Source organism: Stenotrophomonas sp. YAU14D1_LEIMI4_1, from assembly GCF_003086815.1.
Taxonomy (GTDB): domain Bacteria; phylum Pseudomonadota; class Gammaproteobacteria; order Xanthomonadales; family Xanthomonadaceae; genus Stenotrophomonas.
Genome location: NZ_CP025997.1, coordinates 2201800 through 2225646 on the forward strand (window position 1 = coordinate 2201800; position 23847 = coordinate 2225646).

Consider the following 23847-nt stretch of genomic DNA (forward strand, 5'->3'; position numbering starts at 1 on the left):
GGCGCCATTGCGATGGCGTTGCGTGCGTTGCTGGGAAGGGGTACTGACAGTTCGGGGTGAAGCAGGACCGGCGCTAGCGCCCGGTCAGATGCAGACTGAGCGTGCCGATTTCGCTCTGGCCACGGCGCTGGCTGTCCACCGCCCTGCCCTGTTTCAGCGTGAACGGCAATGACAGAAACTCATGCCCACCGGCCTGGCGCGCGGCCTCGACCTGCAGCAGATACGCGCCATCGGCGACGGTCTGGCCACGGTCGTCGCGCCCGTCCCAGGCCAGCGAGTACTGGCCCGGCAATCGGGTGGGCCGCGCGATGCCCTGGATGGCGGGCAGATCGTCGCGGCCATACCGCCGCCACCACTGTGGCAGCGACTGCAGGTAACGAGAGCGCGTGCCCAGCACCAGCAACTGGCGCACCGGCGTGCCGTCGACCGTGGTCACCCACAGCGCCAGATAGGGCGCGAAATAGCGCTGGGCTGCGATCTGTGGAATCTGGTAGTCCACCATCAGCCGCTCCTCGTTCGCCGCGCGCGGTGGTGCGTCAGCAAGCAATGCCGGCCAGCGCTGCGACACGAACGGAATGCCGGTATCACTCAACACAAATGCGGCGACGTCCGGCAGTGCATCGGCCAGGGCCAGCCCATCGCGGATCGGCATGACCGACAGCGCGGTGGCCAGCACATCGGCACTGGCGGCATCGGGCGCCACCACGGTCGCGGCGGGCGCGAACTGCATGGGCCAGCCCGAGAATGGATCCAGGATATGGCTGTAGTGGCGCCGGCCCACCGTGTAGCCGCGCGTGGCATGGCCGCTGCCGGCAATGGCGCCGTCACGCAAGGCCAGTGTGGCCAGCGGGGTGCCGTTGTCACGCGGGCGGCGCGCATCGGCCACCCCAACCTGCCACGGCGCGGTTTCGCCAGCCGCCTGCCAGTAGCGCGCATCGCCACCGATATCGATCTTGATGGCACGTGCTGCCGGTGCGGCCTTGCGCGCCACGTCCAGCGCCCGGTCCAGGATGTAGCCCTTGGCTACGCCGTCCACATCGAACACCACCGCCTCGGGGCGGGTCAGCGCGCCGCCGCGCGCCGGCTCGAACTCAGCCTGTGCCGCGGCCGACGCCAACGCACGCAGTTCATCGCGCGGCGGCAGCACGCCGCTGGTCGCGGCATCGCGCCAGCGTTCGGCCACCCGGCCCAGCCGGCAGCTGAAGATACCCTCGCTGCGCTGCCGCCAGTGCTCGCACAATTGCAACACCGCACGTAGATCGGGCGACACCGCCTGCGCGCCGCTGCGCGTATTGAACCGGCTCAACTCACTGTCATCGCGCCAGCGGCTGAGCACACCGTCCAGACGCGCGGTCTCGGCCAGCACGGCCTGCAGCGCGGACTGCGCAGGCGCCTCGCTGGCGTCCACGCTGATATCCAGCGAGGTGCCCAGCACATCGTCGCGATGGAAGATCTGCGGTGCGGCCAGGGCCAGCAGCAGGCGGGAGGTACGACGGAACATGGGAAGCAACTGGGGAGTGCGCGGAAATCCGCAACAACGGGGCGCGTGGCAACGGGCCCCGCACAGGACTCAGCGGCGCGGCGCAGCCGGCGGCGGCAGTGCCGCATCGGTCGCATCGACCACGCCATCCTTGTTGCGATCGGCGGTGTCGAACAACCGCTTGCCTGACACCTGGTACTCGGCGAAGGTCATTTCGCCGCTCTTGTCCGCATCGAGCACACCGAAGCGCACGTGCACCTGGCGATCATCGCCCTGGGTGAGCGAGGCGGCGCGGCGGTCCAGGCGCTCTTGAAACTCGCCCAAGTATTCATCCAGCGAAAGGCGGCCGTCGCCATTGCGATCGGTGCGCGCGAACTGCTCGTCGCGGGACTTGTCGAACTCGGCCTTGTCCACCTTGCCATCGCCATTGCCGTCGTACAGCTCCAGGAAGCCTTCGGCGGTGTGGCTGGTGGGCATGTTCAGGCGGCTGCGGCGGTTGTCGAAGCGCTGCGCACCGGCCGCCGTGCGGGCTTCGGTGCCACCGGCGGCCGGCGCGGCCTTGTCCTTGCCACGGTTGGCCAGCGCCTTCTGCCCGCCCTGCCAGGTCTTCTCGCCTGCGGCGTCGAACTCGGCGCGCGACACGCTGCCGTCCTTGTCGGTGTCCAGTGCGGCGAAGCGGGCACGGGTCTGTTCGACCTGGGCGACACGTTCGCGTTCGATCTCGGCCGTCATGCGCTGGTCGAACTCGGCCACATACTCGTCTTCATCCACCGTGCCGTTCTTGTTGCTGTCGGTGCCATCGAAACGGGCGCGGCGGAAGGCCTCGAACTCGGCCCAAGTGACCTTGCCATCGGCGTTGTCATCATGTTCGCCGATGAACGCGGTGACATTGTTGCCGTGCCCGCCCACCAGCGGCCGCGGGGCGGTCTGGGCGTGGACAGCGGACGACAGCAGCAGCGTGCAGGCGCACGCACTGGCAAGCAGGGTGATCTTCATGGTGACCTCAGGAACGAACGATGGAAGGGATCAGGGGTTCAGCACGCGGAAGCTGAGCGTGTAGCTGTTGCTGTACTCGGCCACCGTGGCCCCGGCCGGCGCGGCCGTGCGGTGGCGGGTCAGCGCAATCCAGGTGCCGGCAGATGTCAGCGGGAACCTTCCATGGCCCTTGGCGTCGGTGGTGACGGTCACCACCTGCGGTGTGCGGTCACTGCTCCAGACCGCTTCGGTGATCTCGATCTTCTGGCTGGCCAGCGGCGCGCCGTCGTACTGGGCGATGAACTCGAATGCCTCGCCCACGTACAGATCGTTGGGATGGGTGACCGGCACCAGCTCGATGCCTTGGTTGTGTGGCGCGAGCGCCGCGCGGTCGGGGTTGCCGGCCGTCACGTACGTCTCGGCCAGCGTGCGCGACTGGAAATCGGAAATCACCTTGGCGCCGGCCGGAATCTTTACTGCGGGATCGCGCGAGCTTTCGCGCTTGCCATTGATTTCCCACTTGCGGAACAGCGCGCCCAGGCGTTGCCCAGTGCTCAGGCGGTAGGTGCCCGTGCCGGCCGGCAGCGTGTACTCGGCCACGGTGCGGGTCTTCATCACCTGCGCAGGCAGCACGGCGGTCCTGCCGTCCGGGCCGGTAACGCTGAACTGGCTATCGTCGAACGCGGTTTCCGGCACGAAGAAGACTTCGGCGAACGAGGCGTCCAGCGCCACCATCTGCCCCGCACGCGGTGCATAGGTGCTGGGCGACAGGTACGGCGTGTGGGCGTGTGCCGGCAGGGATGCAGCCAGCGCCAGCGCAGCGCCGGCGAGCAGGGAAAGAGTCTTCATGGGGCCTTCGTGTCGGAGAGCGTGGGCGCTGGCGAGACGAAGGTCCGGGGCTGGCGGACGGAATGCTATGCCAATTCAGAATGGTTATCAATTAGTGAAATCTTGCGAAATGTGTCGTTGATGCATCCCCTCCGGCACAACCGGCATGCCGGAGGGAGCCGTACCCATCAGAAATCGAGGGTCGCCGACAACGTGTATGTCCGCGGTGCACCCAGCGCGAGGCTGGAAAGCAGCGGCTGGCCCCAATACGCCTTGTTGGTCAGGTTGTTGATCGTGCCGCGCAGGGTCAGCGGCCGCCCGGCGAACTGCGTGCTGTAGCGCGCGCCCAGGTCGTACACGGTGTGCCCGGCCACCCACTGGGTGTTGTCGGCGCTGATGAACTGCTTGGACATGGAAGTGATGCCGGCGTTGAGGCTGGCACCTTCCAGCATCGGCAGATCCCACTCGGCACCCAGCTTGCCCTGCAGCTTGGGCAGGCCGGTGGCCAGCTTGCCCTGGTTGATGCCGCTCTGGGTACGGGTCAGCTTGGGCTGCACATAGGCCACGCCGCCCATCAGGCGCACGCCGTCCAACGGTGAACCGAAGAAGCTCCAATCCGCACCCCGGTTGCGCTGTTCGCCGCCGAAGGAATAGAGGTTCGACACCGGGTCGGTGAAGCCGCTGGGCCGCTTGATCTGGAACAGACTGAACGAATGCGCGAAGCGACCGGCATCGAGTTTCAGCCCCAGCTCCGCCTGCTTCGTCTTGAACGGCGGGAACACTTCGCCGGCATTGGCTGCGGTGGTGGGTGCGGTGGCGCCCTGGCTGAGGCCCTCGATACTGTTGGCATACAGCGAAACCCTGCGGCCCAGCTTGAACAGTACCGCTGCCGCCGGCGTGGTGGCGCTCTGCTTGTAACGCGAGGACAGTGCGCCGGAACTGATGTCGAACGCATCGCTCTGCACCTGCTGCCGGCGCACGCCCAGGGTCAGCTGCAGGCGATCACCGGCGAAGCCCATCGTGTCGGCCAGGCCGATGCTGCGCAGCTTCACCTCGGTCTGCATGATGTGCGGGGTGATGAACGGCGGCGCCTCGTTCCAGACCGGGGCATAGAGGTTGGTGACCCAGCTCGCTTCAGGCACGCTGCGGCGACCGTAGTCATCCTGCTTGTGCTGGTAGGCGGTGGCATTGGCGGCCAGCTGGTGGCTGACCGGCCCGGTGTTGAAACGGGCGCGCACACCCACATCGGCCGACTGCTTGCGGGTGTGGAACGCCAACTGCGCCACGGTGGTGCGGAAGTCACCGGCATCGTTGAGCACCAGGGCGCTGATGGCACCGTTGTAGCTGTAGCGTGTGTCGCTGGCGCCGAAGGCCGCGTAGCCCATCACGTGCTCGTTGAAGTCGAACTCGCCACGGGCGAGCGCGCCCTTGTCGCGGCTCTCCACCCTGCCCCAGTCGGGGTTGATCAGCACGTCCGCCCGCGGCGGCTTCGGTACGGTCACGCCGGGCGCCAGGCTGACGCCACGGGTGGGGCCGTGGATGCGGTCCTCGGCGCTGTAGACATCCAGCGATGCTCGGCTGCGCTCGCCGCGCCAGTCCAAGGCCAGCGCACCCAGCTGGTAGCCCTTGTCCTGGTGGCGTACGGCACCCTCGCCGTCACGGTACACACCATTGAAGCGCACGCCCCACTGCTTGCTGCTGCCAAAGCGGCGGCCGACATCCACGTGACCACCGAACTGAGCGTCAGAGCTGTAATCCGCGCTCACCCGCGTCAGCGGCGCATCGGCCGCGCGCTTGGGGATCAGGTTGACGGTGCCGCCGACCGAACCGCCCGGCGGCATGCCATTGAGCAGGGCCGAGGGCCCCTTCAACACATCGATGCGCTCGAACATCTCTGGCGAGGTACGGTAGAACGGCGCCATGCCGAACATGCCGTCCACGGTCATGTCGGTGGTGCTGGAGGCGAAGCCGCGGATGGAATAGTTCTCGCTCCACGCGCCCGAGGCGTTGTTGGTGAACACTGTGGGGTCGGCAGCGGCGATGACCGAGGTGATGTCACGCGCCTGCCGGTCGGCGATGTAGGCCTCGGTATAGCTGATGGTGTTGAACGGGGTATCCATGAAATCGCGGTTGCCCAGCAGGCCCATGCGCCCGCCGGAGGCTACCTGGCCGCCGGCGTAGGGATCGGTGACACCCCGGGTCTCGCGCACGTTCACCGAATCCAGGGTCGACACCGTGGGTGCGTCGGTGGTGGCTGCAGCAACGGCCTGTGCCAGCACCGAAGGCGCCGGGAGCACGAGCATGGCGGCAAGCGCGAACCGCAGCGGGCTGGCTGCACCTGCGCGCCCGCAGTACAAGGGAGGGAGGCAACGGACATCGGACGTCATCGGTATTCCTGGGCATGACGAAGCCTGCGCCGTGGCCGGGAGCCCGACGGGGGGAGTGCGTTGGTGCAGGCGGAGGTTGTTGGCTGGGCCGATGCCTGGCTGGGAGCAGGTGGGCGCGATTGCCACGATCACGCCTTGGCGCTGGCGATGTGCTGCGCGATGCGATTAATTATCATTGCTATAAAATAAATGGTCAAGCCATCCGGCGACGACGCCGAATGGCCTTGCCCGCACCAATGGAAAACCGATGACCGACAGCCAGCAAGCCCCGGCGCGGGGGCGCCCGAAGAAACTCAGCCATGCACGCATCGTCGAGGCCGGCATGGCCATGGGCCTGCGTGACCTGACATTCGTCGGGCTGGCCGGGCAGCTGGGTGTCACCCACATGACCCTGTACAACCACATTCCCAGCCTGGAAGCACTGAAGGCTGCCGTGGCCGATGCGATCTTCGAGGGCTGGACCATGCCGCCGGTCGACGATGGCAAGGGGCAGGACCTGCCGCGTTACCTAATCGCCTTCATCGCATCGCTGCGCGATCTGGTGATCGCCCACCCCGGCCTTGCCCCCCATCTGCTGCGCCTCTCGGTGGCCTCGCCGTCGATAAGTGCTCGCATCGCCGCGCACCAGCAGACCGTTGCGGCCGCCTACGGCCTGCCGTTGGCGCAGGCACGCTGGCTGCTGTCGACCGTGGCCTTCCATTGCGTGGCCGCAGCCAACACCTTGTACGCCGGCATGCGGGAAGATGGACTGTCTGACGATGAGCGCGCGCGTGATGCGGCGGAAATCGAACGGGAGTTCGCCCAGGGCATGCATGCGCTCGTGCTCGGGGCGATGCAGATCGTACACGGCACAGCTGATCTGCAGGCGCTCTCGCTGCCGCCGCCCGCCTGCGGCTGAGGTGCGGCAGTGGTTCATCCAGCGCTTACGCGCGTGTTCTAGCATGGTGGTGTCCAACGCTTGCCCGGGAACACGATGACCGACCACGCTTCGACCGCCCTTTCCGAAACCGAACGCCAGCGTGCGCTCGATGCCCTGCACATTGTCGGCAGCCTGCCCGAGCCGGCCTACGATGACATCGTGAAAGTGGCCGCCGCCGTGTGCGGCACGCCGATGGCGCTGGTCACGTTGATTGACCGCGACCGCCAGTGGTTCAAGGCGCGCACCGGGGTGGACGGCAGCCAGACCGACCGCGATGTAGCGGTCTGCGACCATGCAATCCGCGAGCCCAGCCAACTGCTGGAAGTCGGTGATCTGAGCCAGGACGCGCGCTTTGCCGACAACCCGGTGCTGAAGGAGATCGGCGCACGCTTCTACGCAGGCATGCCGCTGGTGACCGGCAGCGGTGCGGCGGTGGGCAGTGTGTGCGTGGTCGACCTGTCACCGCGCTCGCTTACCCCGGTGCAACGCGAGGCCCTGCAGGCGCTGGCGCGGCTGACCATGAACCTGATGGAAGCGCGCAGCCGCGAACGCGAGCAGGAAGTGGTCGCTCTGCTGGAACAGACGGTCGCCGCCGAGCCCATCGGCAACGACACCGCGGCGGGCACGCCCTACACCATCGTGATTCTGGAGCTGCAGGATCTGGCCGCGCTGGCCGAACAACTGGGCGAGCGCGGCCTGGACCGCCAGTTGCAGCAGTTGGATGCGGCGCTGGAGCGTTGCCTGCAGACCGAGCGTGGCGACAGCATCAACCGGGTAACCGGCAGCGGCGAGTTCATTGCCGTGCTCGGCTCCGACCAGGCCGATGCCACCCTGCATGCGCTGCAGGGCGTGGCCGATGAAGCCGCCAGCCGCCTGGGCCGCCCGTTGCTGCTGGGCGCGGCCACCGGCACCCGCGACGAGAGCACCACCGCGGTGTTCGTGCGCGCCGACCAGGCGCTGGCCAACGCCAAGGACGCGCGCGGCTAATCGGCGTTGGCGTAGCGCCAGGCCACCGTGCTGCGCAGGTGCTGCAGCAGGTGGTCCAGGAATACGCGCACGCGCGGTGCCAGCTGCTTGCCTGAACCATGCACCGCGCTCAGCGGCGAGGTGGCCAGGGCATGGTCGGGCAGCACTTCCACCAGACGCCCGGCCTGCAGGTCTTCGGCCACGTCCCAGATCGACTTGCGTGCAATGCCGGCGCCCTGCAGCGCCATCAGATGCGCAGCCTCACCGTCGTCGCACAGCGTGCTGGCCTGTAGCGGCAGGGCCAGCGCGGCATCACCCTGGCCGAAGCGCCAGTGGCTGACCGGCGGACTGCCCGAGGCAATGCAGTCGTGCTGCTGCAGATCGGCAATGCTGCGCGGCATGCCGCGCCGTTGCAGGTAATCTGGCGATGCGCACAGTACCCGCCGGTTCGGCGCCAGTTGCCGGGCGACCAGGCGCGAATCGTCCAGCGTGCCGTAGCGCAGGGCCAGTTCGATGCCCTCGCCCACCAGATCCACGATCTCATCGCGCAGCGACAGATGCACGCGCACGCCGGGGTGCGCCATCTGGAACCGCCGCACCGCCGGCACCACGTGCCGCCGCCCGAAACCATTCGGGGCGGTCACCCGCAACACGCCGGCCACCAGGTCCTGGCGCTGCGCCAGCGCCGCTTCGGCCGCTTCCACTGCCTGCAGTACCTGGCGGCAGTGCTGGTGGAACACGCTGCCCTCGTCGGTAAGCGAGACCCGGCGCGTGCTGCGGTTGAGCAGGCGCACCTGCAACCGGCGCTCCAGCGCTGACAGCCGCTTGCTGACCACTGCCAGCGACACACCCTGGTCACGTGCGGCGGCCGACAGGCTGCCGCCATGCACGATGCGATCGAAGGTCCGCAGTTCGCTCAGGTCTTCGATCATCGCGATTCTTTCCTTTCAGGCAACAGCACCTTTCCCATATTGCCATTCCGGAAAGCGTCACGCAGCAACACAATGGATCGATCCATGTCGGCCGGGGAGCGGTCGGCGCCGGGCCCGATGTCGAGCACGCCACCGCGACAGGACGCGCGCAAAGCTGTGCACCAGCCACCCCACAGGTAGCCACCCCCCATGAACGATGACGCCGAACCGATGGCGCCGGCGCTGAGCCGCCGCCGCTTTTTCCAGGGCCTGACCCTGATTCCCGTAGCCGCCGCACTGCCCGCCTGTGCGCCCGGCACGCCGGCGGCAGACGCGCAGGCACCTGCCGCTGATACCGCCGACTACCGCCCCGAATTCTTCAATGCCGCCGAATGGGCCTTCATCGTTGCGGCCTGTGATCGGCTGATCCCCGCCGACGAGACCGGCCCCGGCGCTGTGGAATCGGGGGTGCCCGAGTTCCTCGACCGGCACATGCAGACGCCCTATGCGGCTGGCGCCATCTGGTACATGCAGGGCCCGTTCCTGGAAGCGCCCAGTGAATTCGGCTACCAGGGCAAGCTGCCGCTGCGCGATATCGTGCGCGTGGGCATTGGCGCCTTCGATGCGCATTGCCGCGCACAGTTCCAGGGCAAGACCTTCGCCCAGCTGGACCACGCCCAGCAGGAAACCCTGCTGAAGGCCGCCGAGGGCGGCAAGCTGGAGCTGGACGCCATTTCCAGCAAGCTGTTCTTCTCCAATCTGCTGGGTGAAGTGAAGAACGGCTACTTCGCCGACCCCAAGTACGGGGCCAACAAGGGAATGGCCGCGTGGAAGATGATCGGCTACCCCGGCGTGCGTGCCGACTACCTGGACTGGATCGGGGTGCGCGACAAGGCCTACCCACTGCCGCCGGTGGATCTGGCCGGGCGGAGGGGCTGAGCGCATGGCCATCACGAAACCGAAAGTAGACGCTGTGATCGTCGGCATGGGCTGGACCGGGGCGATCCTGGCCAAGGAACTGACCGACGCCGGCCTGCACGTGGTCGCGCTGGAGCGCGGCGGCGACCGCGATACCCAACCTGATTTCGCCTATCCCAACGTGGTGGACGAGCTTGAAGGTTCGGTGCACCGTCGCTATCTGCAGAGCCTGGCGCAGGAAACCGTCACGATTCGCCACACCCCGGCCGACACCGCCGTACCCTACCGGCAGATGGGCTCGTTCAAGCCCGGCACCGGCGTGGGCGGTGCGGGCAGCCACTGGTCGGGCGCGCATTTCCGCCCGCTGCCGGAAGACATGAAGCTGCGCACCAACGTGGAAGAACGCTACGGCAAGCGCTTCATTCCCGATGACATGACCATCCAGGATTTCCCGCTGAGCTACGCCGAACTGGAACCGCACCTGCACATGTTCGAGCTGGTCTGCGGCACCTCTGGCAAGGCCGGTGTGATCAATGGCGTGGTGCAGGCCGGCGGCAACCCGTTCGAAGGGTCGCGCTCGGCCGAATATCCGCTGGGCCCCAACCCCAATTACCTGGGCGGCGAACTGTTCTACAAGGCAGCCAAGGAAATGGGCTGGCATCCCTATCCCATTCCCGCCTCGAATGCCTCCGGCCCGTATGTGAACCCCTATGGCTGCCAGCTGGGCCCATGCAATGCCTGCGGCTTCTGCAGCGATTACGGCTGCCTGAACTATTCCAAGGCCAGCCCCAACGCCTGCATCCTGCCGGTGCTGCGCCAGCGCCCGAAGTTCGAACTGCGCACTCATTCGCAGGTGCTGAAGGTGGACCTGGACAACACCGGCAAGCAGGCCACCGGCGTGACCTACCTGGATGCCCAGGGCCGTGAGGTGCAGCAACCGGCCGACCTGGTGCTGCTGTGCGCCTTCCAGCTGTACAACGTGCATCTGATGCTGCTGTCCGGCATCGGTACGCCCTACGACCCCGAATCGAACACCGGTACGGTGGGGCGCAACTACTCCTACCAGAACCTCAACCGGGTGGTGCTGTTCTTCGACAAGAGCGTGCAGGCCAACGGCTTCATCGGCATTGGCGGTGCGGGCACCACCATGGACGATCTGAACGGCAATCAGCTGGACAACGCCAAGGCCGGTTTCGTCGGTGGCGGTCTGGTCTGGGCGCGCCAGCCCGGCGCCGGCCCGGTGCGCGGCATCAACGTGCCTTCGGGTACGCCAAGCTGGGGCGCGGCATGGAAGAAGGCGGCTGCGGACAACTTCCGCCACAACTTCTATTACGAAGTACAGGGCGCGTGCATGGCCTATCGCCAGCATTACCTCAGCCTGGACCCCAACTACTCCGACAGCTTCGGCCGGCCCCTGCTGCGCATGACCTTCGATTGGCACCCCAACGAGATCAAGGCCTCGCAGTTCTTCGTCGGCAAGGCCATGGAGATGAGCCGCGTGCTGAATCCGCTTTCCATGAGCGGTGATGCCAAGAAGGACCGCGAGCACTACAACATCACCAAGTACCAGAGCACCCACACCTGCGGTGGCGCGATCATGGGCGCCGACCCGAAGACCTCGGCACTGAACCGCTACCTGCAGAGCTGGGACGTGCCGAATGTATTCGTGATCGGCGCCAACGCGTTCCCGCAGAACAACGGCTACAACCCCACCGGGCTGGTCGGCGGGCTGGCGTACTGGGCGGCCACCGCCATCCGCGAAAAGTACCTGCCCGATCCGGGCCCGCTGGTACAGGCCTGAGGAGACGCCCATGAAGAAGCTTCTCCTGTGGATCGTGGTGCTTGCCCTGGTGCTGCTGTTGCTGGCCCTGGTCTACGCCTTCGTGCCGACCCGCACGCGGGTACTGGGCGATGCGCCGGCGGCCGATGCGGCGCTGATCGAACGCGGCCGCTACCTGGCTGCGGCTGGCGACTGCACCGCCTGCCATACCCGGCCCGGCGGCAAGCCGTTCGCCGGCGGTCTGGCGGTGGCCTCGCCGCTGGGCAACATCTACAGCACCAACATCACCCCGGACCGCGACACCGGTATTGGCGGCTATTCGCTGGATGATTTCGACCGGGCCGTGCGCCACGGCATCACCCCCGATGGCCGCACGCTGTACCCGGCCATGCCCTACCCGTCCTATGCACGCCTGACCGATGACGATGTGCGGGCGCTGCATGCCTACTTCCTGCACGGTGACATCGCCCCGGTGAAGGAGGCCAACCAGGCCGCCGACATTCCGTGGCCGTTGTCGATGCGCTGGCCGTTGGCGATCTGGCGCAAGACCTTCGCCCCCGATGCGGATGCGGTGGCCTTCGACCCCAGCCGCTATGGCAGCGCCGAACTGGCGCGTGGCGCGTACCTGGTGCAGGGCCTGGGCCATTGCGGCAGCTGCCACACCCCCCGCGGGCTGGCGTTGCAGGAACAGGCTCTGGATGAATCGGGCAGCGCGTACCTGGCCGGCGGGCAGATCATCGATGGCTGGAACGCGGTGAACCTGCGCGGCAACAACGCCGATGGCCTGGGCCGCTGGAGCACGCAGGATATCGTCGATACACTGCGTACCGCACGCAATGCACACAGCGCGGTGGTGGGTTCGCCGATGGCCGACGTGGTGGTGCACAGCACCCAGCACCTGACCGATGCCGACCTGCAGGCCATGGCGGTCTATCTGAAGAGCCTGCCGGCCAGCGCGAACGATCCTTCTGCATACGCCCAGAACGATGCCACCGCGCGCAAGCTGCAGGCCGGGGTGAATGACAGCCGAGGTGCCGAACTGTACGTGGACAACTGCGCCGCCTGCCATCGCACCGATGCCAAGGGCTATACCAACGTGTTCCCGGCCATCGCCGGCAACCCCACGGTGCTGGCCGACGATCCGACCACGCTGGTGCGCCTGCTGCTGCACGGCAGCGCGTTGCCTTCCACTGCGCAGCGGCCGTCCAACCTGGGCATGCCCGGGTTCGCCGATCGGTTGAGCGATGAAGAGATCGCGCAGTTGGCGACCTTCATCCGCCAGGACTTCGGCAACAAGGCCAGCGCGGTGAATGCGGCGCAGGCGAAGAAACTGCGGCAGGAAGCACCGTAGCGTGGGTGCATTGCCCGGTAGGTGCCAACCTTGGTTGGCACTCACGCGCAAGGCGTGCCCACCAAGGTGGGCACCTACCAGAGCGAACGGTGCAGCGGCGCCCCAAGCGCCGTAGTGTGAGTGCAGGGCCGAGCGTGTACTCCGACCTCGCCTGAACAGGAAGTGCGCCGGACATGATCCGGCTCGACACAGCGCACTCCTTGCGCGAAGTCACACCTTGGGACATCCAGCGTTGACCTGAGAGCGTCAGCAATTGACGCTTACGCCACCGCGCGCCACATCGTGGCCTAAGGGGCGCGGTTGCGATTCCGCAGCACCGCCGGCCAAGGCCGGGCTTCAACGTCAGTCCGATTCAACGGCAGTCCGCTTCATCCCATCCGTCGCAGCGCCCAACTCCGTCGAAACGCGGTTTCGCCGGCACGGGCAACTGCGTCCTGGAAACTTCAAGGAGATCACCCAATGCGCTCTGCAACGTTCCTGTTCGCGCTTGTCATCAGCGCCTTCGCCGGCGCCGCACACGCCCAGACCGTCACCCTGAACAAGGGCGGTTTCGTGCTGACCTACGACTGCGGCATCCACAGCGCCACCCGTTACGAATACACGCTGCTGGCCGATACCGGCTCGGCCGCGCGCCCGTCCAGCTTCTACAAGGACCCGGATCTGCCCACAGGCTGCCAGGGCCAGACCAGCACCGGCTCCTACGCCAGCGTGAAATCCGGCTATGACCGCGGCCACCTGGTCACCTCCAACCACATGGACTACGACAGTACTTACATCCGCCGCGCCAACTACATGACCAACATCGTTCCGCAGGTGTCCGGCTTCAACCAGGGCATCTGGGTGAAGGCCGAGAACGTGGCCGAATGCTACCGCGATATCGCGCCGGTGGATGTGTACGGCGGCGTTGTGTATGGCGATGCCAGCAACGATTACTTCCTGAGCAGCCACGGCATTCCCACGCCGGAATTCTTCTGGAAGACCATCATCACCCGCGACCCCAACACCGGTACCGCCAAGGCGATCAGCTGGATCTTCCCCAACGAAGCCGGCCTGGGCAGCCTGGATGACTACCTGGTGACAATCGCCGATCTGGAAGAGCTGCTGGGCGCCAGCTACGTGGCGATCAATGCACCAGCCTCGCTGAAGAACATGCTGCCGGCCACCAGCTGGCCGCTGCCGAGCGGCTGCGACCTGAGCTGACAGCCACTACTAACCCGGTAGGTGCCAACCTTACTTGCCGTGGTAGGTGCCAACCTTGGTTGGCACACAAGCGCAAAGTGTGCCCACCAAGGTGGGCACCTGCCGCAGCGTCGGGGTGCATTGCCCTGGTAGGTGCCAACCTTGGTTGGCACTCAAGCGCAAGGCGTGCCCACCAAGATGGGCACCTACCAAAGCGTCGGGGTGCACTGCCCTGGTAGGTGCCAACCTTGGTTGGCACCGAAGCGCAAAGCGTGCCCACCAAGGTGGGCACCTACCGAAATGTTGGGGTGCATTGCCCTGGCAGGTGCCAACCTTGGTTGGCACCGAAGCGCAAAGCGTGCCCACCAAGGTGGGCACCTACCGCAGCGTCGGGGTGCACTGCCCTGGCAGGTGCCAACCTTGGTTGGCACCGAAGCACAAAGCGTGCCCACCAAGGTGGGCACCTACCGAAACGTTGGGGTGCATTACCCTGGTAGTTGCCAACCTTGGTTGGCACTGAAGCGCAAAGCGTGCCCACCAAGGTGGGCACCTACCGAAACGTTGGGGTGCATTGCCCTGGTAGGTGCCAACCTTGGTTGGCACCGAAGCGCAAAGCGTGCCCACCAAGGTGGGCACCTACCGCAGCGTCGGGGTGCACTGCCCTGGTAGGTGCCAACCTTGGTTGGCACTCAAGCGCAAGGCGTGCCCACCAAAGCCGCAGCACCAGCTGCCCTAATGGAAGTAAAGCATCATCGCCGGACCGCGGCAGCCTGCTGGCAACGGTCGGGTCAGCATCTGCGGCATTGGGGATAGTTCTCCGCCGCCAAAGGTGTGCGTCTGCCCAAACGCCACGACAGTGTTGCTGGACGTGCTGCGCACCCCGATAGGGACACCACCCTGCCTGGCCAGTTCAAAATAGTCTGGCCACAGCGCCAGGCTGCGATGTCCCGATGCACTGACAAAGTACACGCACTCGCCTATCGGCTCGATGGTGCCGCTAGCCGCAGCGGTCAGCAGAACTCTCGTTTCGGCCGGCACCAGGGTGACCAGACGCAGATTCGGCGACGGCGGCCGTGCGAAGGTGCTGCAGCCTGCCGCAGCGACTGCCAGCAGCAAGACCGCCGTGCGTGCCATCGTGATCGCCTTCATTCGCCCTCCTGGCAGTGCGTCATCGGGGCAGTCTACTCCGCGCAGGCTCTTGTAGGTGCCAACCTGGGTTGGCACTGAATCGCGAAGCGTGCCCACCAAGGTGGGCACCTACCAGAGCGATTCGCGCGCAGCGGCGCCCCGCGAACAGCGTGCCCACTACCAGAGCAAAGCGGTCGCGCCATCAGCGTGCGACAATTCCGGACCTCGCGTTACCCGGAGTCCCCCATGGCCCCCTTCCCCTTCGATGCCGTGCTGTTCGACTGCGATGGCGTCCTCGTCGATTCCGAGCCGCTGGTCGCCCGCGTGCTCTCGGAAATGCTGACCGAGCGCGGTTGGCCACTCACCCAGCAGCAGGCCGCAGATGTGTTCCTGGGCAAATCGGTCGCCAGCCTGGCCGGTTTGATCGAAGAACGCACCGGCAAGCCGTTCACCGAAGCGTGGCTCGATGAATTCCGCCGCCAGCGCAACGTGGCGCTGGAGCGCGATCTGACCGAGATTCCCGGTGCGCCTGCCGCTGTGCGTGCGCTGCAGACCTTCACCCAGGGCCGCATCGCCTGCGCTTCTGGCGCCGATCTGCTGAAGGTGCGCCTGCAACTGGGCAAGATAGGCATCCTCGATGCCTTCGGAGGGCAGATCTTCAGTGGCCAGGACCAGCCGCGCACCAAGCCTCACCCCGATGTCTACTTGGCCGCCGCCGCTGCACTGGGCGTGGACCCGGCGCGCTGCGCGGTCATTGAAGACACTGTGACCGGTGCGACCGCCGGCGTGGCCGCTGGTGCCACCGTGTTCGGCTACAGCCCGGGCGGCCAGTACCACAGCACGCCCGAGGCGCTGCGTGCGGCCGGTGCGCATGTCATCTTCGAATCCATGCGCGACCTGCCGGCGGTGCTGGCCGCGTATAGCGGCCATACGGCGGCCTGATCACCACCGCCGCCCTCCTGCGAGAGCGGCGGTAGCACCGCATCAAGCCGCGCGGATCACCAGGTGAAACGCGCGGTGGCGGTCACGGTGCGGCCGGTGCCGTAGTAGCACGAGGACACGCCGGTGCAGGTCGACACGAAACGCTTGTCGGCCAGGTTGCTGACATTCAGCGACAACTGCGTGCCGACGTTGCCGTACTGGCCGATGTCATAGCGGATCGCGGCATCCCACAGGGTGTACGACGGAATCAGGTACAGGTTGGCGCTGTCGCCGTAGCTCTTGCCGTTGTAGCGCACGCCGGCGGCCAGGCTCAGGCCTTCCAGCGCACCGCCCTGGAAGGTGTAGTCGCCCCACAGCGAGGCGGTCCAGTCCGGCACCATCGCCAACTGCTTGCCGCGGTAGCCGTTGTTGCTGCGGGTCACTTCCGAATCCATCCAGGCCGCTGCGCCGATCACGCTGAAACCGGCCAGCGGGGTCACCCGGCCCTCCAGTTCCACACCGCGCACGCGGCCTTCCCCATCCTGCACCTGGCACTGGCTGGTGCCGGTGGTGCCGCAGGTGTTGTGAGTGCTGTCCGGATCATCGGTCAGCACGTTCTGCTGGCGCAGATCGTAGGCCGACAGGGTCACCAGGCCATCGAAGTTGGCCGGCTGGTACTTCACGCCGGCCTCCCACTGCTTGCCGGTGATCGGATCGAACGGCGTGCGGTCGAACGACTGGGTGGCGGTGCTGCCGGCCGGCTGGAACGATTCGGCGTAGCTCAGGTACGGCGTCAGGCCGTTGTCGGCCACGAACAGAATGCCCGCGTTGCCGCTGAACGCCTCGTTCTTGATCCGGCTGGGGGTGCGCGCGCCGAAGCGGTTGCTGGCCACGGTGTAGGCCTGGGTCCAGGTGTCATCCTTGGTCCAGTCGTAGCGGCCGCCCACGGTGAAGCGCCACTTGTCCAGCGCAATCTGGTCCTGCAGGTACACACCGGTCTGGCGGTTGATGCCACCGGAGTAGCTGATCGAGGTGGTGGCCGGAATGTAGCCGGTGTAGACCGGGTTGAAGATGTCGATGGCATTGGGCGTATCGGTGGCCGTGCCCATCGCACCGCGCGCCGCATCCCAATCGGCCTTCTGCCAGTCCACGCCCAGCAGCAGGGTGTGCTGGGCCGCGCCGGTGCTGAACTTGCCGGTCAGGCGGGTATCGGCGGTATCCCCGCGCGAATCGCCTTCGCCCCAGGTGGCGCGGCGCTTCTGCGTGCGGCCGTCGGCATTCAGCGCGCCATTGGTCACCACGGTGCGGAAAGTGGAATCGACGTTCAGGCGGCGCGCGCTCTGGCTCAACGTCCAGTTTTCATTGAACGCGTGTTCGAACATCCAGCCGGCCGACCAGATGGTGCGGTCGTAGGTGTTCCAGTTCGGTTCGCCAATGAAGGTGCTGTTCTTCATATGGCCATAGGGCGTGGCGTTCAGCGTGCCGGCCATCGGCAGGAACTGGTAGGTGGAGCCGCCATCGTCGCGCTGGTACAGGCCCAGCAGGGTCAGGCGCGTGCGCTCGGCCATCTGGAAGGTGTAGCTGGGCGCCAGGAACCAGTGCTCCTGCTCGGTGTGCTTGATCTGGGTGTCGCCATCGCGGTACAGGCCCACCAGGCGGCCCAGGTGCTGCTTGTCCGCCGATGCCGCGCCCACGTCGAAGGCGGTGCTGTACTGGCCGTTGCCATCCACACCCAGCTGCACGATCTGCTGCTGGTCTGGCGTGGGCGTCTTGCTGACCTGGTTGACCATGCCACCCGGGGCCACCTGGCCGTACATCACCGCCGACGGACCCTTCAGCACTTCCACCCGGTCCAGGTTCCAGCTGTCGACCATGGTGCGGTTCCACTGCCCGCCCTGCGGCGCGCGCATGCCGTCGATGGTGACATTGTTGCTCCAGCTGCCGGCATCGAAGCCGCGGATGCGGAAATCATCCACGCGGTTGTCGATACCGCTGCTTTCCAGCGATACACCGGCCACGTACCGCATGGCCTCGTTCAAGGTCTGCACGCCGCGCGCGTCCAGTTCCTCGCGCGCGATCACCGACACCGACTTGGCCATCTCGGCAACCGGGGTGTCGGTCTTGGTGGCGCCAGAGGTGTGGGTGAGCGTGCGGTAGGCGTTCACGTGTACCGCATCCAGGTCGGTGGGGCTGCTGCCGTCCGGAGTCTGCGCCTGCGCGGCCAGCGGCGCGCACAGGGCCAAGGCCACCGTCAGCGCCGTGCTGAGCGGGGAGCGGACGGGAAATGTTGGGGAATTCATGGGGGAACCTGCCAGGAAGGGGCGCCAGCGGCGGGCCGCGGCACTGTTAAGGACGCATGAAATCATATCAAATGCGAATGGTTCGCACTAACGTCCATGGTTCAGGCTGCCTGCTGCCGGGCGGTCGGCCGTACCGACGCCGCGTTAACCGCGCTTTTCGATACTGGGCCAGCGCCGGGCGCTTGCGCCGGGCTGCACCCATGGAACGCAACGAGGACATTGGATGAGCAAGCTGCACACCCTGGCCGCCACGGCCGCCCTGCTGGCCCTGAGCCCCCTGGCCTGGGCCGAAACGGTGAACCTGACCAACAGCGCCGACGGTGCCAACCGCGATGCCGGCATCACTGCGGTGAAGAAGAAACTGCAGGACGCCTGCACCGAGCGCAAGGGCACGCCCGCCGCCGATACGTTTGAAGTGGTGTTCGAGAAGACCAGCGAGAACCCGAACGTGCCCAAGCCGTACTACGTGGACGGCAAGATGCAGTGCGAACTGCCGGGCTGAAGGTTTGCAGGGAACGCCGGGCATCGCCCGGCGCTACCTCAGCGCGCCAGACTGCGCGCTGTCTCCTGCTGCTGCACCTGCTCCTGCTCGCGCTGCTGCGCGACCTGCGCTTCGGGTGCGGCACACTCTGGCATCTGCTGCAGTTGGCGCACGTGATCATCCACCGGTGTGGCCACCGCCTGCGCGGTATCGGCGCGGGCAATCTGCCGGTCGGCGGCATGCACTTCGCCCTGCACCGCGAAGGCGTAGCGGCCATCGTCACTCAGCACCGCCTGGTCCACCCGCTCCATGCCCTTGTGGGTGGCGGCCACCAGCAGCGCCATGCCCAGCCGCTCACTGGCCTGGTCGGGCTGGCGCCCCATGGCCTCGTCCAGGCTGTTCACCGCGCCCTGGGTCTGCAGCCATAGTCCGTGGCGCGGGCTGGCTTCATTGCGCGGGTCGTGCTGCGGCAGCAACGGTGAAGGCGGCGGCAGGTCCTGCAAGGCCTGCGACTGCACACTGGCCTCGATCGGCTGCAGGTCGCGGCCTTCGGCTGACGCCACGCGGAACAGGCGCTCGCCCAGCCCATACGCCGAATGGCCCTGGTTGCGTGCCAGCGCGGCAGCGAATGCATCCACATCCTGCTGCGGCCTGCCCTGCCCGTGTTCGGCCAACAGGCGCCAGTCGGGGCCGAGCATCGGGTTGTCTTTCACCATGGCCTGGGTGCGCTCCATCAGGGCGCGCATCTGCGGCTCATCCAGCACCAGAGTGTTCTCCACCCCGGCATGCAGCGGGCCGCGATCGCCGGCCGCTTTGCCGGTCAGCGCGGCATTCACCATGCCGGCGATCTGTTCGCCGTGTTCGTGGTCGCGCAGGTCGATCTGGAACTGATAGCGGCGCTGGGCGATGTCTTCCTGACCATCGGCACCGTAGGCACTGAAGCGGCTGACCGGCACGTTGCCGCTGTATTCCACGCTGCGCTGTTCGGTGAAGCTGCCGTCCTCGTGGCGTACGCGAACCACATCGCCGCTGTTGCGCTGCCCAGCCATGTCCATGTTGAACGCATCGCCCACGCCCACCTTCAGGCGCGTCTGCGAACTCATGCCCAGCCGTTCCACGGTGGCCAGGTCCTGTACGCCCGGTGTGTGCGCATCCATTACCCCGGTGTCGATGAAGTGCTGGTACGCCGCGCGGCCATCCACCTGCTCAAGATCGAAGGTGGCGGTGCGCACCGTGGATTGCCCCAGCGCGTCCTGGCGCCCGGCCACGGCGGTCAACTTGCCCGCCGCGAAGCCAACGCCGTTGAAGGCTTCCACCGCCTGGTTGGGGCCGGTGGTGACGCGCACGCGGCCATCGTCCAGATGATCCACGCGGTAGCTGGCGCCCTGCGCCTCGGCCACCTGGCTCTGGATGGCGATGTTGCGGAAGCGTCCTTCCAGCGCCGTGCCAGTGAAATGCTGGCCGTCCAGGGTAACGCTGCCGCCCTTGGGAATGGTCTGCGGATCGAAGGGATTCACCGTGGTGGGATCAGTATCCAGCGCACCGTGCGGCAGGCTGACGCGGTAGCGACCCCGTGCGCCGGTGCTGTCCTCCTGGGTGAATCCGCCAGCCTTCATGCGGTTGCCCACCACACTGTCGACCGTTACCAGATAATCCACGCCGTCGCGGGTGGGCGTAGCTGCAGCGGCCACCGATGTGCCGCGGAACTGCGTGCCGGGACCGGTGCCTGACACCTTCTTTTCCTGCGCCAGCTTCACCGACTGGTCTTCGCCGTTCACGGTGATGGCATGGCCGGCGCCCTTCAACTGCGCTTCGCCATTGCTGGACACATAGGTGGGATCGAACGCCGCGCTGGCAGTGGCCGCGTGCGCGCCCTGTGCGGCTGCGCCTTCCGTGCGGGTGGTGGCATTCATGCCGTGGGCTCCTTGAACGTAGACCGCTTGATTATGGCAGCCGACGCGCAGTTGCGTTCACGCGGCACCGCCGCAGTGTTCGAGATAGTGAACCACGTCCCATCGAGAAGGCCCGCATGCACCGCCGCATCTTCCACTTTTCAACCTGGCCACGTGGTTGGCGGCTGCTGGCGTGGTGCCTGCTGGGTCTGCAGGCGCTGTATCTGCTGGCCGGCAATATTTTCCTGAATACGCCATTGTTCGATGCAGTGACCAACCGCAAGGCGCACAAGTTCGTAATGTCCACCGGGCCGGCCATTACCCTGCTGCCCGGCCATGTGATTGCCTGGAACGTGCACATGCGCGGCCATGTGAACCACACCGTGTATGTGCTACACGCCGACCGTGCCAGTGCACGGCTGGCGGTGCTGCCGCTGTTCCGCCGCGAAGTGCGGGTGCCGTACCTGCAGGCGACCGGGGTATCGGCCGAGATCGAGCGCGTGCAGGACGTGGTGCCCTCGCCGCCACGTGGCGACCAGGGCTGGACGCTGCGCTTCGACGCGATCCACAGCGACAGCATCCGCAGCGCACGTTTCGGCAAACTGCTGCTGCAGGGCGGCGGCAGCGGCACCGTCGGCTTCGTCAAGCAGCTGCGTGGCGGTCCGTCGCAACTGCTGGATTCGCAGGTTGAATTCAACGATGCCTTCGCCAGCTACGACGGCGTACAACTGCTGTCGGGCATGCAGTTGAAATCCACCTTCCGCTACCCGCGGCACTACCGCGACCAGGCGCCAGGCATCCGCAAGTTCACCCTGGTGGAAGGCACGCTGGACATCACCGCGCGCAGCCAGGGCCTGCGCATGAACACCGACGCCCAGCAGGTGGCCATTGCCAGCTCACCGCTGGCCGGCCAGCTGCAGGCACACGTGGATCTGCAGCGCGGCGCGCTGATGCCGGGCACCCGTGCGATCTGGCGGGTGCCGCTGCAGCTGGGCGATGGCGCCCCCGACCGCGGAGTGCTGGCCCTGCAGCTGGATGTGGCGCAGGACATGCGCCTGCAGGCTCGGCTGCCGCCACGCCCTGAGCGCGGCGCGGCACTGGATGCCGACCTGCGTATCCGCGGTCACGCTGTTCCCTTCGACGACCCGGCCAGCCTGCTGGAGCGCACGTCCGGCCAGGTACAGGGCGAATGGACGTTTACTTCGCTCAACTGGATTCCGGCCCTGTTCGTGCGCAAGCCCTGGTTCCAGCTGGAAGGCGGCGGCGTACTGAAGGCCGACCTGCGTGTGCAGGACGGTGAGCTGGTGGCCGGCAGCACCGTGGACCTGCCCGCGGCCGAGGCCGTGGCCGAAGTGGCCGGCGTGCGCATGGCCGGCACCGCCAGTGCCCACGGAGAGTTGAAGGCCGGTACGCCCACGCGTGCCGAACTGGATGTGCGGCTGCCGCGTTTCTCCGCACGCACCCAGGGCAAGGACGCGGCCACCCTGTTCGAGGGGCGCGACCTGTCACTGCAGCTGAGCGGTGATGGCCGGCTGCGTGAGCTGCGCCGCGGCGTACGTGCCCGGCTGCGTTTCAGCGATGCGGACATTCCCGATCTGGCGGCCTACAACCGCTTCCTGGGCAACGGGCAGGTACGCCTCGTGTCAGGCACGGCGCGCCTGAGTGGCGACGTCGGGCTGGATACCGATGGGCGCATCGGCCAGGGCACGGCGCGTTTGCTCGGCCAAGGCGCGCGCCTGCAGCTTGCCGGCCTGGACCTGCGTGCCGACACCCGTGTGGACGGCACCCTGCAGCGCGGCGACTTCCGCCAGCGCTGGTTCGACCTGACCGGCAGCGCGGTGGAACTGCGCAACGTACAGATTGATGGCCGGCCGGGACCGCAGGGGTGGCAGGGCCGACTGTACGTTGATGAAGGCCGCATTGATGCCCAGTCCCCCTTCCAGGTGGACGCGCGCGCGCGGGTGGCCATGAGCGATGCCGGCCCGCTGCTGGCGGTGTTTGCCGAACGCGGCGACTACCCGGGCTGGGTACTGAAGCTGCTCGATTCCGGGCGGGTGGAGGCAAAGACCGCGCTGCGCTGGCAGCCCGGGCACCTGATGCTGGACAACCTGCAGGCGGAGAACGACCGGTTCTCGCTGCGTGCGCGGCTGGATCTGCTGCAGCAGCGGCGCAAGGGCGATCTGTATCTGCGCTGGGGCGTGCTGGGCGCGGGCATCGAACTGGATGGCGATCGCCGCCAGTGGCACCTGGCCGGCGCGCGCGACTGGTTCGATGGCCGTCCTGCGTTGTTGGCGCCGGCACCCTGACGGCGCCAGCGGGCCTCAAGCCGCGGCCGGCTGCCAGTCGCGCAGCACCCGCGGCTTCAAGGCGTGCTCACCGCAGCCTTCCGGGCAGCGCAGGATGCGCGCCACGGAGGTGCTGATGAAGCCGGCACCTTCGTGCGCGGTGAATACCTGCGCGCAGCCATGGCAGCGCGCCACCAGCGAATACAGATGGACGATGCGCCCACTGCTGGGGTCCTTCAACGCATCGATGTGCAACAGATCGAACCGGCAGGTGTCGGGCAAGATGTGCCTGAAGGAGAGACGTGCGGGAGTGGGCTGCAGGTTCACGGGATGGCCAGCGGGAAGGTCGGCGCCCACCGTAGCGTTGGCCGCGTGCAGCCGGCGTTCACTGCGGGTGCAACCCAGGCGAAATCTCTTCACTGCGTTTACACCACTTCTGCTAGCGTAGCGCCAATGTCCGTCCCCGCCCCCTGCGCGCAGCGCGCTGCCTCCTCTTCTGCCCCCGACGAGCCGCTCAGCGCGATGCTGAAGACGGCCACGCGCAGCACGCATGAGCGCCTGGACCAACGCCTGATGGCCTTGGGCATCTTTGATGATCGCCGCGACTATCTGCGCTTCCTGCAGGTGCAGGCGCAGTTCCATGGCGCGGTGGCAGCACTGTACCGGCGGCAGGATCTGCCGATGCCGGCAACGGAACTGGGCAAGCACACGCAGGTGCTGGCCGATCTGCAGGATCTGGGCGCACACCCTGCGTTGCCGACCGCCGACGCACCGGCGCTGGCCACGGCACCGCTGCCGGTGGCGCTGGGCTGGTGGTACGTGGCCGAAGGATCCAGCATGGGCGCGGCGGTACTGCTGCACCATGCAGCCCGCCTGGGCCTGCACGCGGGCTTCGGCGCACGCCATCTGGCACCGGCTGCAGCCGGGGTCGCCGGGCACTGGCGCAACGTGCGGGCCGCGATGGACGCGCTCGCTCTGACGGATGCGCAGCGCGCACAGGCCGCTGCCGCAGCGAGGGCTGCCTTTGATTTCGTCGGACGACGCGTGGATGAAGCGTTCAGAAATGCCTGATCCAGCCGTTGACAGCAATGCGATAGTAGAGGGATGTCTGTTGCTGTCCTTGTTCCGCGCGCGCCTGCGCCGCCT

Annotated in this window: 19 protein-coding genes; 10 read left to right on the forward strand and 9 right to left on the reverse strand. The window is 67.0% G+C overall.

The features are described from left to right. Nucleotides 1-73: 73 nt before the first annotated feature. The 4 genes from C1932_RS10270 to C1932_RS10285 all read right to left on the reverse strand — a co-directional run bounded on the left by C1932_RS10270 (nucleotide 74) and on the right by C1932_RS10285 (nucleotide 5586). Entirely contained in the window at nucleotides 74-1501 is a 1428-nt protein-coding gene (locus tag C1932_RS10270) for a DUF2271 domain-containing protein (protein WP_108762066.1), read from the reverse strand. Between the two features lie 69 nt (nucleotides 1502-1570). After that, a complete protein-coding gene (locus tag C1932_RS10275; protein ID WP_108762067.1) occupies nucleotides 1571-2476 on the reverse strand; it encodes a hypothetical protein in 906 nt (301 codons plus the stop codon). 30 nt (nucleotides 2477-2506) lie between these two features. Beyond that, nucleotides 2507-3304 (reverse strand): DUF4198 domain-containing protein, encoded by a 798-nt coding sequence (locus tag C1932_RS10280; RefSeq protein WP_108762068.1) that lies wholly within the window; start codon nucleotides 3302-3304, stop codon nucleotides 2507-2509. A gap of 167 nt (nucleotides 3305-3471) precedes the next feature. Beyond that, the gene (locus tag C1932_RS10285; protein ID WP_234412084.1) at nucleotides 3472-5586 is read right to left on the reverse strand and encodes a TonB-dependent siderophore receptor; all 2115 of its coding nucleotides are present in this window, start codon (nucleotides 5584-5586) and stop codon (nucleotides 3472-3474) included. A gap of 331 nt (nucleotides 5587-5917) precedes the next feature. Here C1932_RS10285 and C1932_RS10290 point away from each other — a divergent pair, with 331 nt between their 5' ends. Both C1932_RS10290 and C1932_RS10295 read left to right on the forward strand, forming a co-directional pair. Beyond that, nucleotides 5918-6568 (forward strand): TetR/AcrR family transcriptional regulator, encoded by a 651-nt coding sequence (locus C1932_RS10290; protein WP_108762070.1) that lies wholly within the window; start codon nucleotides 5918-5920, stop codon nucleotides 6566-6568. A 75-nt stretch (nucleotides 6569-6643) separates the two neighbouring features. Next, nucleotides 6644-7576: a GAF domain-containing protein gene (locus C1932_RS10295; RefSeq protein WP_108762071.1), complete on the forward strand. Its 933-nt coding sequence runs from the start codon at nucleotides 6644-6646 to the stop codon at nucleotides 7574-7576. Here the strand turns inward: C1932_RS10295 and C1932_RS10300 are convergent. Further along, nucleotides 7573-8487 carry a LysR family transcriptional regulator gene (locus C1932_RS10300; protein ID WP_108762072.1) on the reverse strand — a complete coding sequence of 305 codons (915 nt, stop codon included), beginning with the start codon at nucleotides 8485-8487 and terminating at the stop codon, nucleotides 7573-7575. The genes C1932_RS10295 and C1932_RS10300 overlap by 4 nt on opposite strands. 189 nt (nucleotides 8488-8676) lie before the next feature. Between C1932_RS10300 and C1932_RS10305 the strand changes: the two genes are divergently transcribed. The 4 genes from C1932_RS10305 (at nucleotide 8677) to C1932_RS10320 (ending at nucleotide 13715) form a co-directional block, all read left to right on the forward strand. Further along, entirely contained in the window at nucleotides 8677-9405 is a 729-nt protein-coding gene (locus C1932_RS10305) for a gluconate 2-dehydrogenase subunit 3 family protein (protein WP_108762073.1), read from the forward strand. Nucleotides 9406-9409: 4 nt separating this feature from the next. Further along, the gene (locus C1932_RS10310; RefSeq protein ID WP_108762074.1) at nucleotides 9410-11185 is read left to right on the forward strand and encodes a GMC family oxidoreductase; all 1776 of its coding nucleotides are present in this window, start codon (nucleotides 9410-9412) and stop codon (nucleotides 11183-11185) included. A 10-nt stretch (nucleotides 11186-11195) separates the two neighbouring features. Further along, entirely contained in the window at nucleotides 11196-12515 is a 1320-nt protein-coding gene (locus tag C1932_RS10315; protein ID WP_199911957.1) for a cytochrome c, read from the forward strand. Nucleotides 12516-12974: 459 nt separating this feature from the next. Further along, the gene (locus C1932_RS10320) at nucleotides 12975-13715 is read left to right on the forward strand and encodes a DNA/RNA non-specific endonuclease (RefSeq protein WP_108762075.1); all 741 of its coding nucleotides are present in this window, start codon (nucleotides 12975-12977) and stop codon (nucleotides 13713-13715) included. Nucleotides 13716-14426: 711 nt separating this feature from the next. Here the strand turns inward: C1932_RS10320 and C1932_RS10325 are convergent. Continuing rightward, nucleotides 14427-14843, reverse strand: coding sequence for a hypothetical protein (locus C1932_RS10325; RefSeq protein ID WP_108762076.1), 417 nt, complete (start codon nucleotides 14841-14843; stop codon nucleotides 14427-14429). Between the two features lie 225 nt (nucleotides 14844-15068). On the opposite strand from C1932_RS10325, the gene C1932_RS10330 reads away from it, so the two are divergent. Further along, nucleotides 15069-15764, forward strand: a complete 696-nt coding sequence (locus tag C1932_RS10330; RefSeq protein WP_108762077.1) for an HAD family phosphatase — start codon at nucleotides 15069-15071, stop codon at nucleotides 15762-15764. A 56-nt stretch (nucleotides 15765-15820) separates the two neighbouring features. Here the strand turns inward: C1932_RS10330 and C1932_RS10335 are convergent, their stop codons facing one another. Continuing rightward, nucleotides 15821-18043: a TonB-dependent siderophore receptor gene (locus tag C1932_RS10335; protein WP_108762078.1), complete on the reverse strand. Its 2223-nt coding sequence runs from the start codon at nucleotides 18041-18043 to the stop codon at nucleotides 15821-15823. Nucleotides 18044-18266: 223 nt separating this feature from the next. Here C1932_RS10335 and C1932_RS10340 point away from each other — a divergent pair, with 223 nt between their 5' ends. Beyond that, on the forward strand, nucleotides 18267-18545 hold the full coding sequence (locus C1932_RS10340) for a hypothetical protein (RefSeq protein WP_108762079.1): 279 nt from the start codon (nucleotides 18267-18269) through the stop codon (nucleotides 18543-18545). Nucleotides 18546-18583: 38 nt separating this feature from the next. On the opposite strand, the gene C1932_RS10345 is transcribed toward C1932_RS10340, so the two are convergent. Beyond that, a complete protein-coding gene (locus C1932_RS10345) occupies nucleotides 18584-20437 on the reverse strand; it encodes an XVIPCD domain-containing protein (RefSeq protein ID WP_108762080.1) in 1854 nt (617 codons plus the stop codon). A gap of 116 nt (nucleotides 20438-20553) precedes the next feature. On the opposite strand from C1932_RS10345, the gene C1932_RS10350 reads away from it, so the two are divergent. Further along, a complete protein-coding gene (locus C1932_RS10350; RefSeq protein ID WP_108762081.1) occupies nucleotides 20554-22722 on the forward strand; it encodes a hypothetical protein in 2169 nt (722 codons plus the stop codon). A gap of 15 nt (nucleotides 22723-22737) precedes the next feature. On the opposite strand, the gene C1932_RS10355 is transcribed toward C1932_RS10350, so the two are convergent. Then, entirely contained in the window at nucleotides 22738-23028 is a 291-nt protein-coding gene (locus C1932_RS10355) for a hypothetical protein (RefSeq protein WP_108762082.1), read from the reverse strand. Nucleotides 23029-23154: 126 nt separating this feature from the next. Here C1932_RS10355 and C1932_RS10360 point away from each other — a divergent pair, with 126 nt between their 5' ends. Next, nucleotides 23155-23772: a biliverdin-producing heme oxygenase gene (locus tag C1932_RS10360; protein ID WP_108762083.1), complete on the forward strand. Its 618-nt coding sequence runs from the start codon at nucleotides 23155-23157 to the stop codon at nucleotides 23770-23772. The last annotated feature ends 75 nt before the right edge of the window (nucleotides 23773-23847 follow it).

Coding starts and splice junctions, on each gene's coding strand:
- C1932_RS10335 (WP_108762078.1), bottom strand. CDS start 18,043: ATGAATTCCCCAACATTTCCCGTCCGCTCCCCGCTCAGCACGGCGCTG.
- C1932_RS10345 (WP_108762080.1), bottom strand. CDS start 20,437: ATGAATGCCACCACCCGCACGGAAGGCGCAGCCGCACAGGGCGCGCAC.
- C1932_RS10285 (WP_234412084.1), bottom strand. CDS start 5,586: ATGCTCGTGCTCCCGGCGCCTTCGGTGCTGGCACAGGCCGTTGCTGCA.
- C1932_RS10350 (WP_108762081.1), top strand. CDS start 20,554: ATGCACCGCCGCATCTTCCACTTTTCAACCTGGCCACGTGGTTGGCGG.
- C1932_RS10275 (WP_108762067.1), bottom strand. CDS start 2,476: ATGAAGATCACCCTGCTTGCCAGTGCGTGCGCCTGCACGCTGCTGCTG.
- C1932_RS10280 (WP_108762068.1), bottom strand. CDS start 3,304: ATGAAGACTCTTTCCCTGCTCGCCGGCGCTGCGCTGGCGCTGGCTGCA.
- C1932_RS10305 (WP_108762073.1), top strand. CDS start 8,677: ATGAACGATGACGCCGAACCGATGGCGCCGGCGCTGAGCCGCCGCCGC.
- C1932_RS10290 (WP_108762070.1), top strand. CDS start 5,918: ATGACCGACAGCCAGCAAGCCCCGGCGCGGGGGCGCCCGAAGAAACTC.
- C1932_RS10325 (WP_108762076.1), bottom strand. CDS start 14,843: ATGAAGGCGATCACGATGGCACGCACGGCGGTCTTGCTGCTGGCAGTC.
- C1932_RS10270 (WP_108762066.1), bottom strand. CDS start 1,501: ATGTTCCGTCGTACCTCCCGCCTGCTGCTGGCCCTGGCCGCACCGCAG.
- C1932_RS10320 (WP_108762075.1), top strand. CDS start 12,975: ATGCGCTCTGCAACGTTCCTGTTCGCGCTTGTCATCAGCGCCTTCGCC.
- C1932_RS10295 (WP_108762071.1), top strand. CDS start 6,644: ATGACCGACCACGCTTCGACCGCCCTTTCCGAAACCGAACGCCAGCGT.
- C1932_RS10315 (WP_199911957.1), top strand. CDS start 11,196: ATGAAGAAGCTTCTCCTGTGGATCGTGGTGCTTGCCCTGGTGCTGCTG.
- C1932_RS10310 (WP_108762074.1), top strand. CDS start 9,410: ATGGCCATCACGAAACCGAAAGTAGACGCTGTGATCGTCGGCATGGGC.
- C1932_RS10330 (WP_108762077.1), top strand. CDS start 15,069: ATGGCCCCCTTCCCCTTCGATGCCGTGCTGTTCGACTGCGATGGCGTC.
- C1932_RS10340 (WP_108762079.1), top strand. CDS start 18,267: ATGAGCAAGCTGCACACCCTGGCCGCCACGGCCGCCCTGCTGGCCCTG.
- C1932_RS10300 (WP_108762072.1), bottom strand. CDS start 8,487: ATGATCGAAGACCTGAGCGAACTGCGGACCTTCGATCGCATCGTGCAT.
- C1932_RS10360 (WP_108762083.1), top strand. CDS start 23,155: ATGTCCGTCCCCGCCCCCTGCGCGCAGCGCGCTGCCTCCTCTTCTGCC.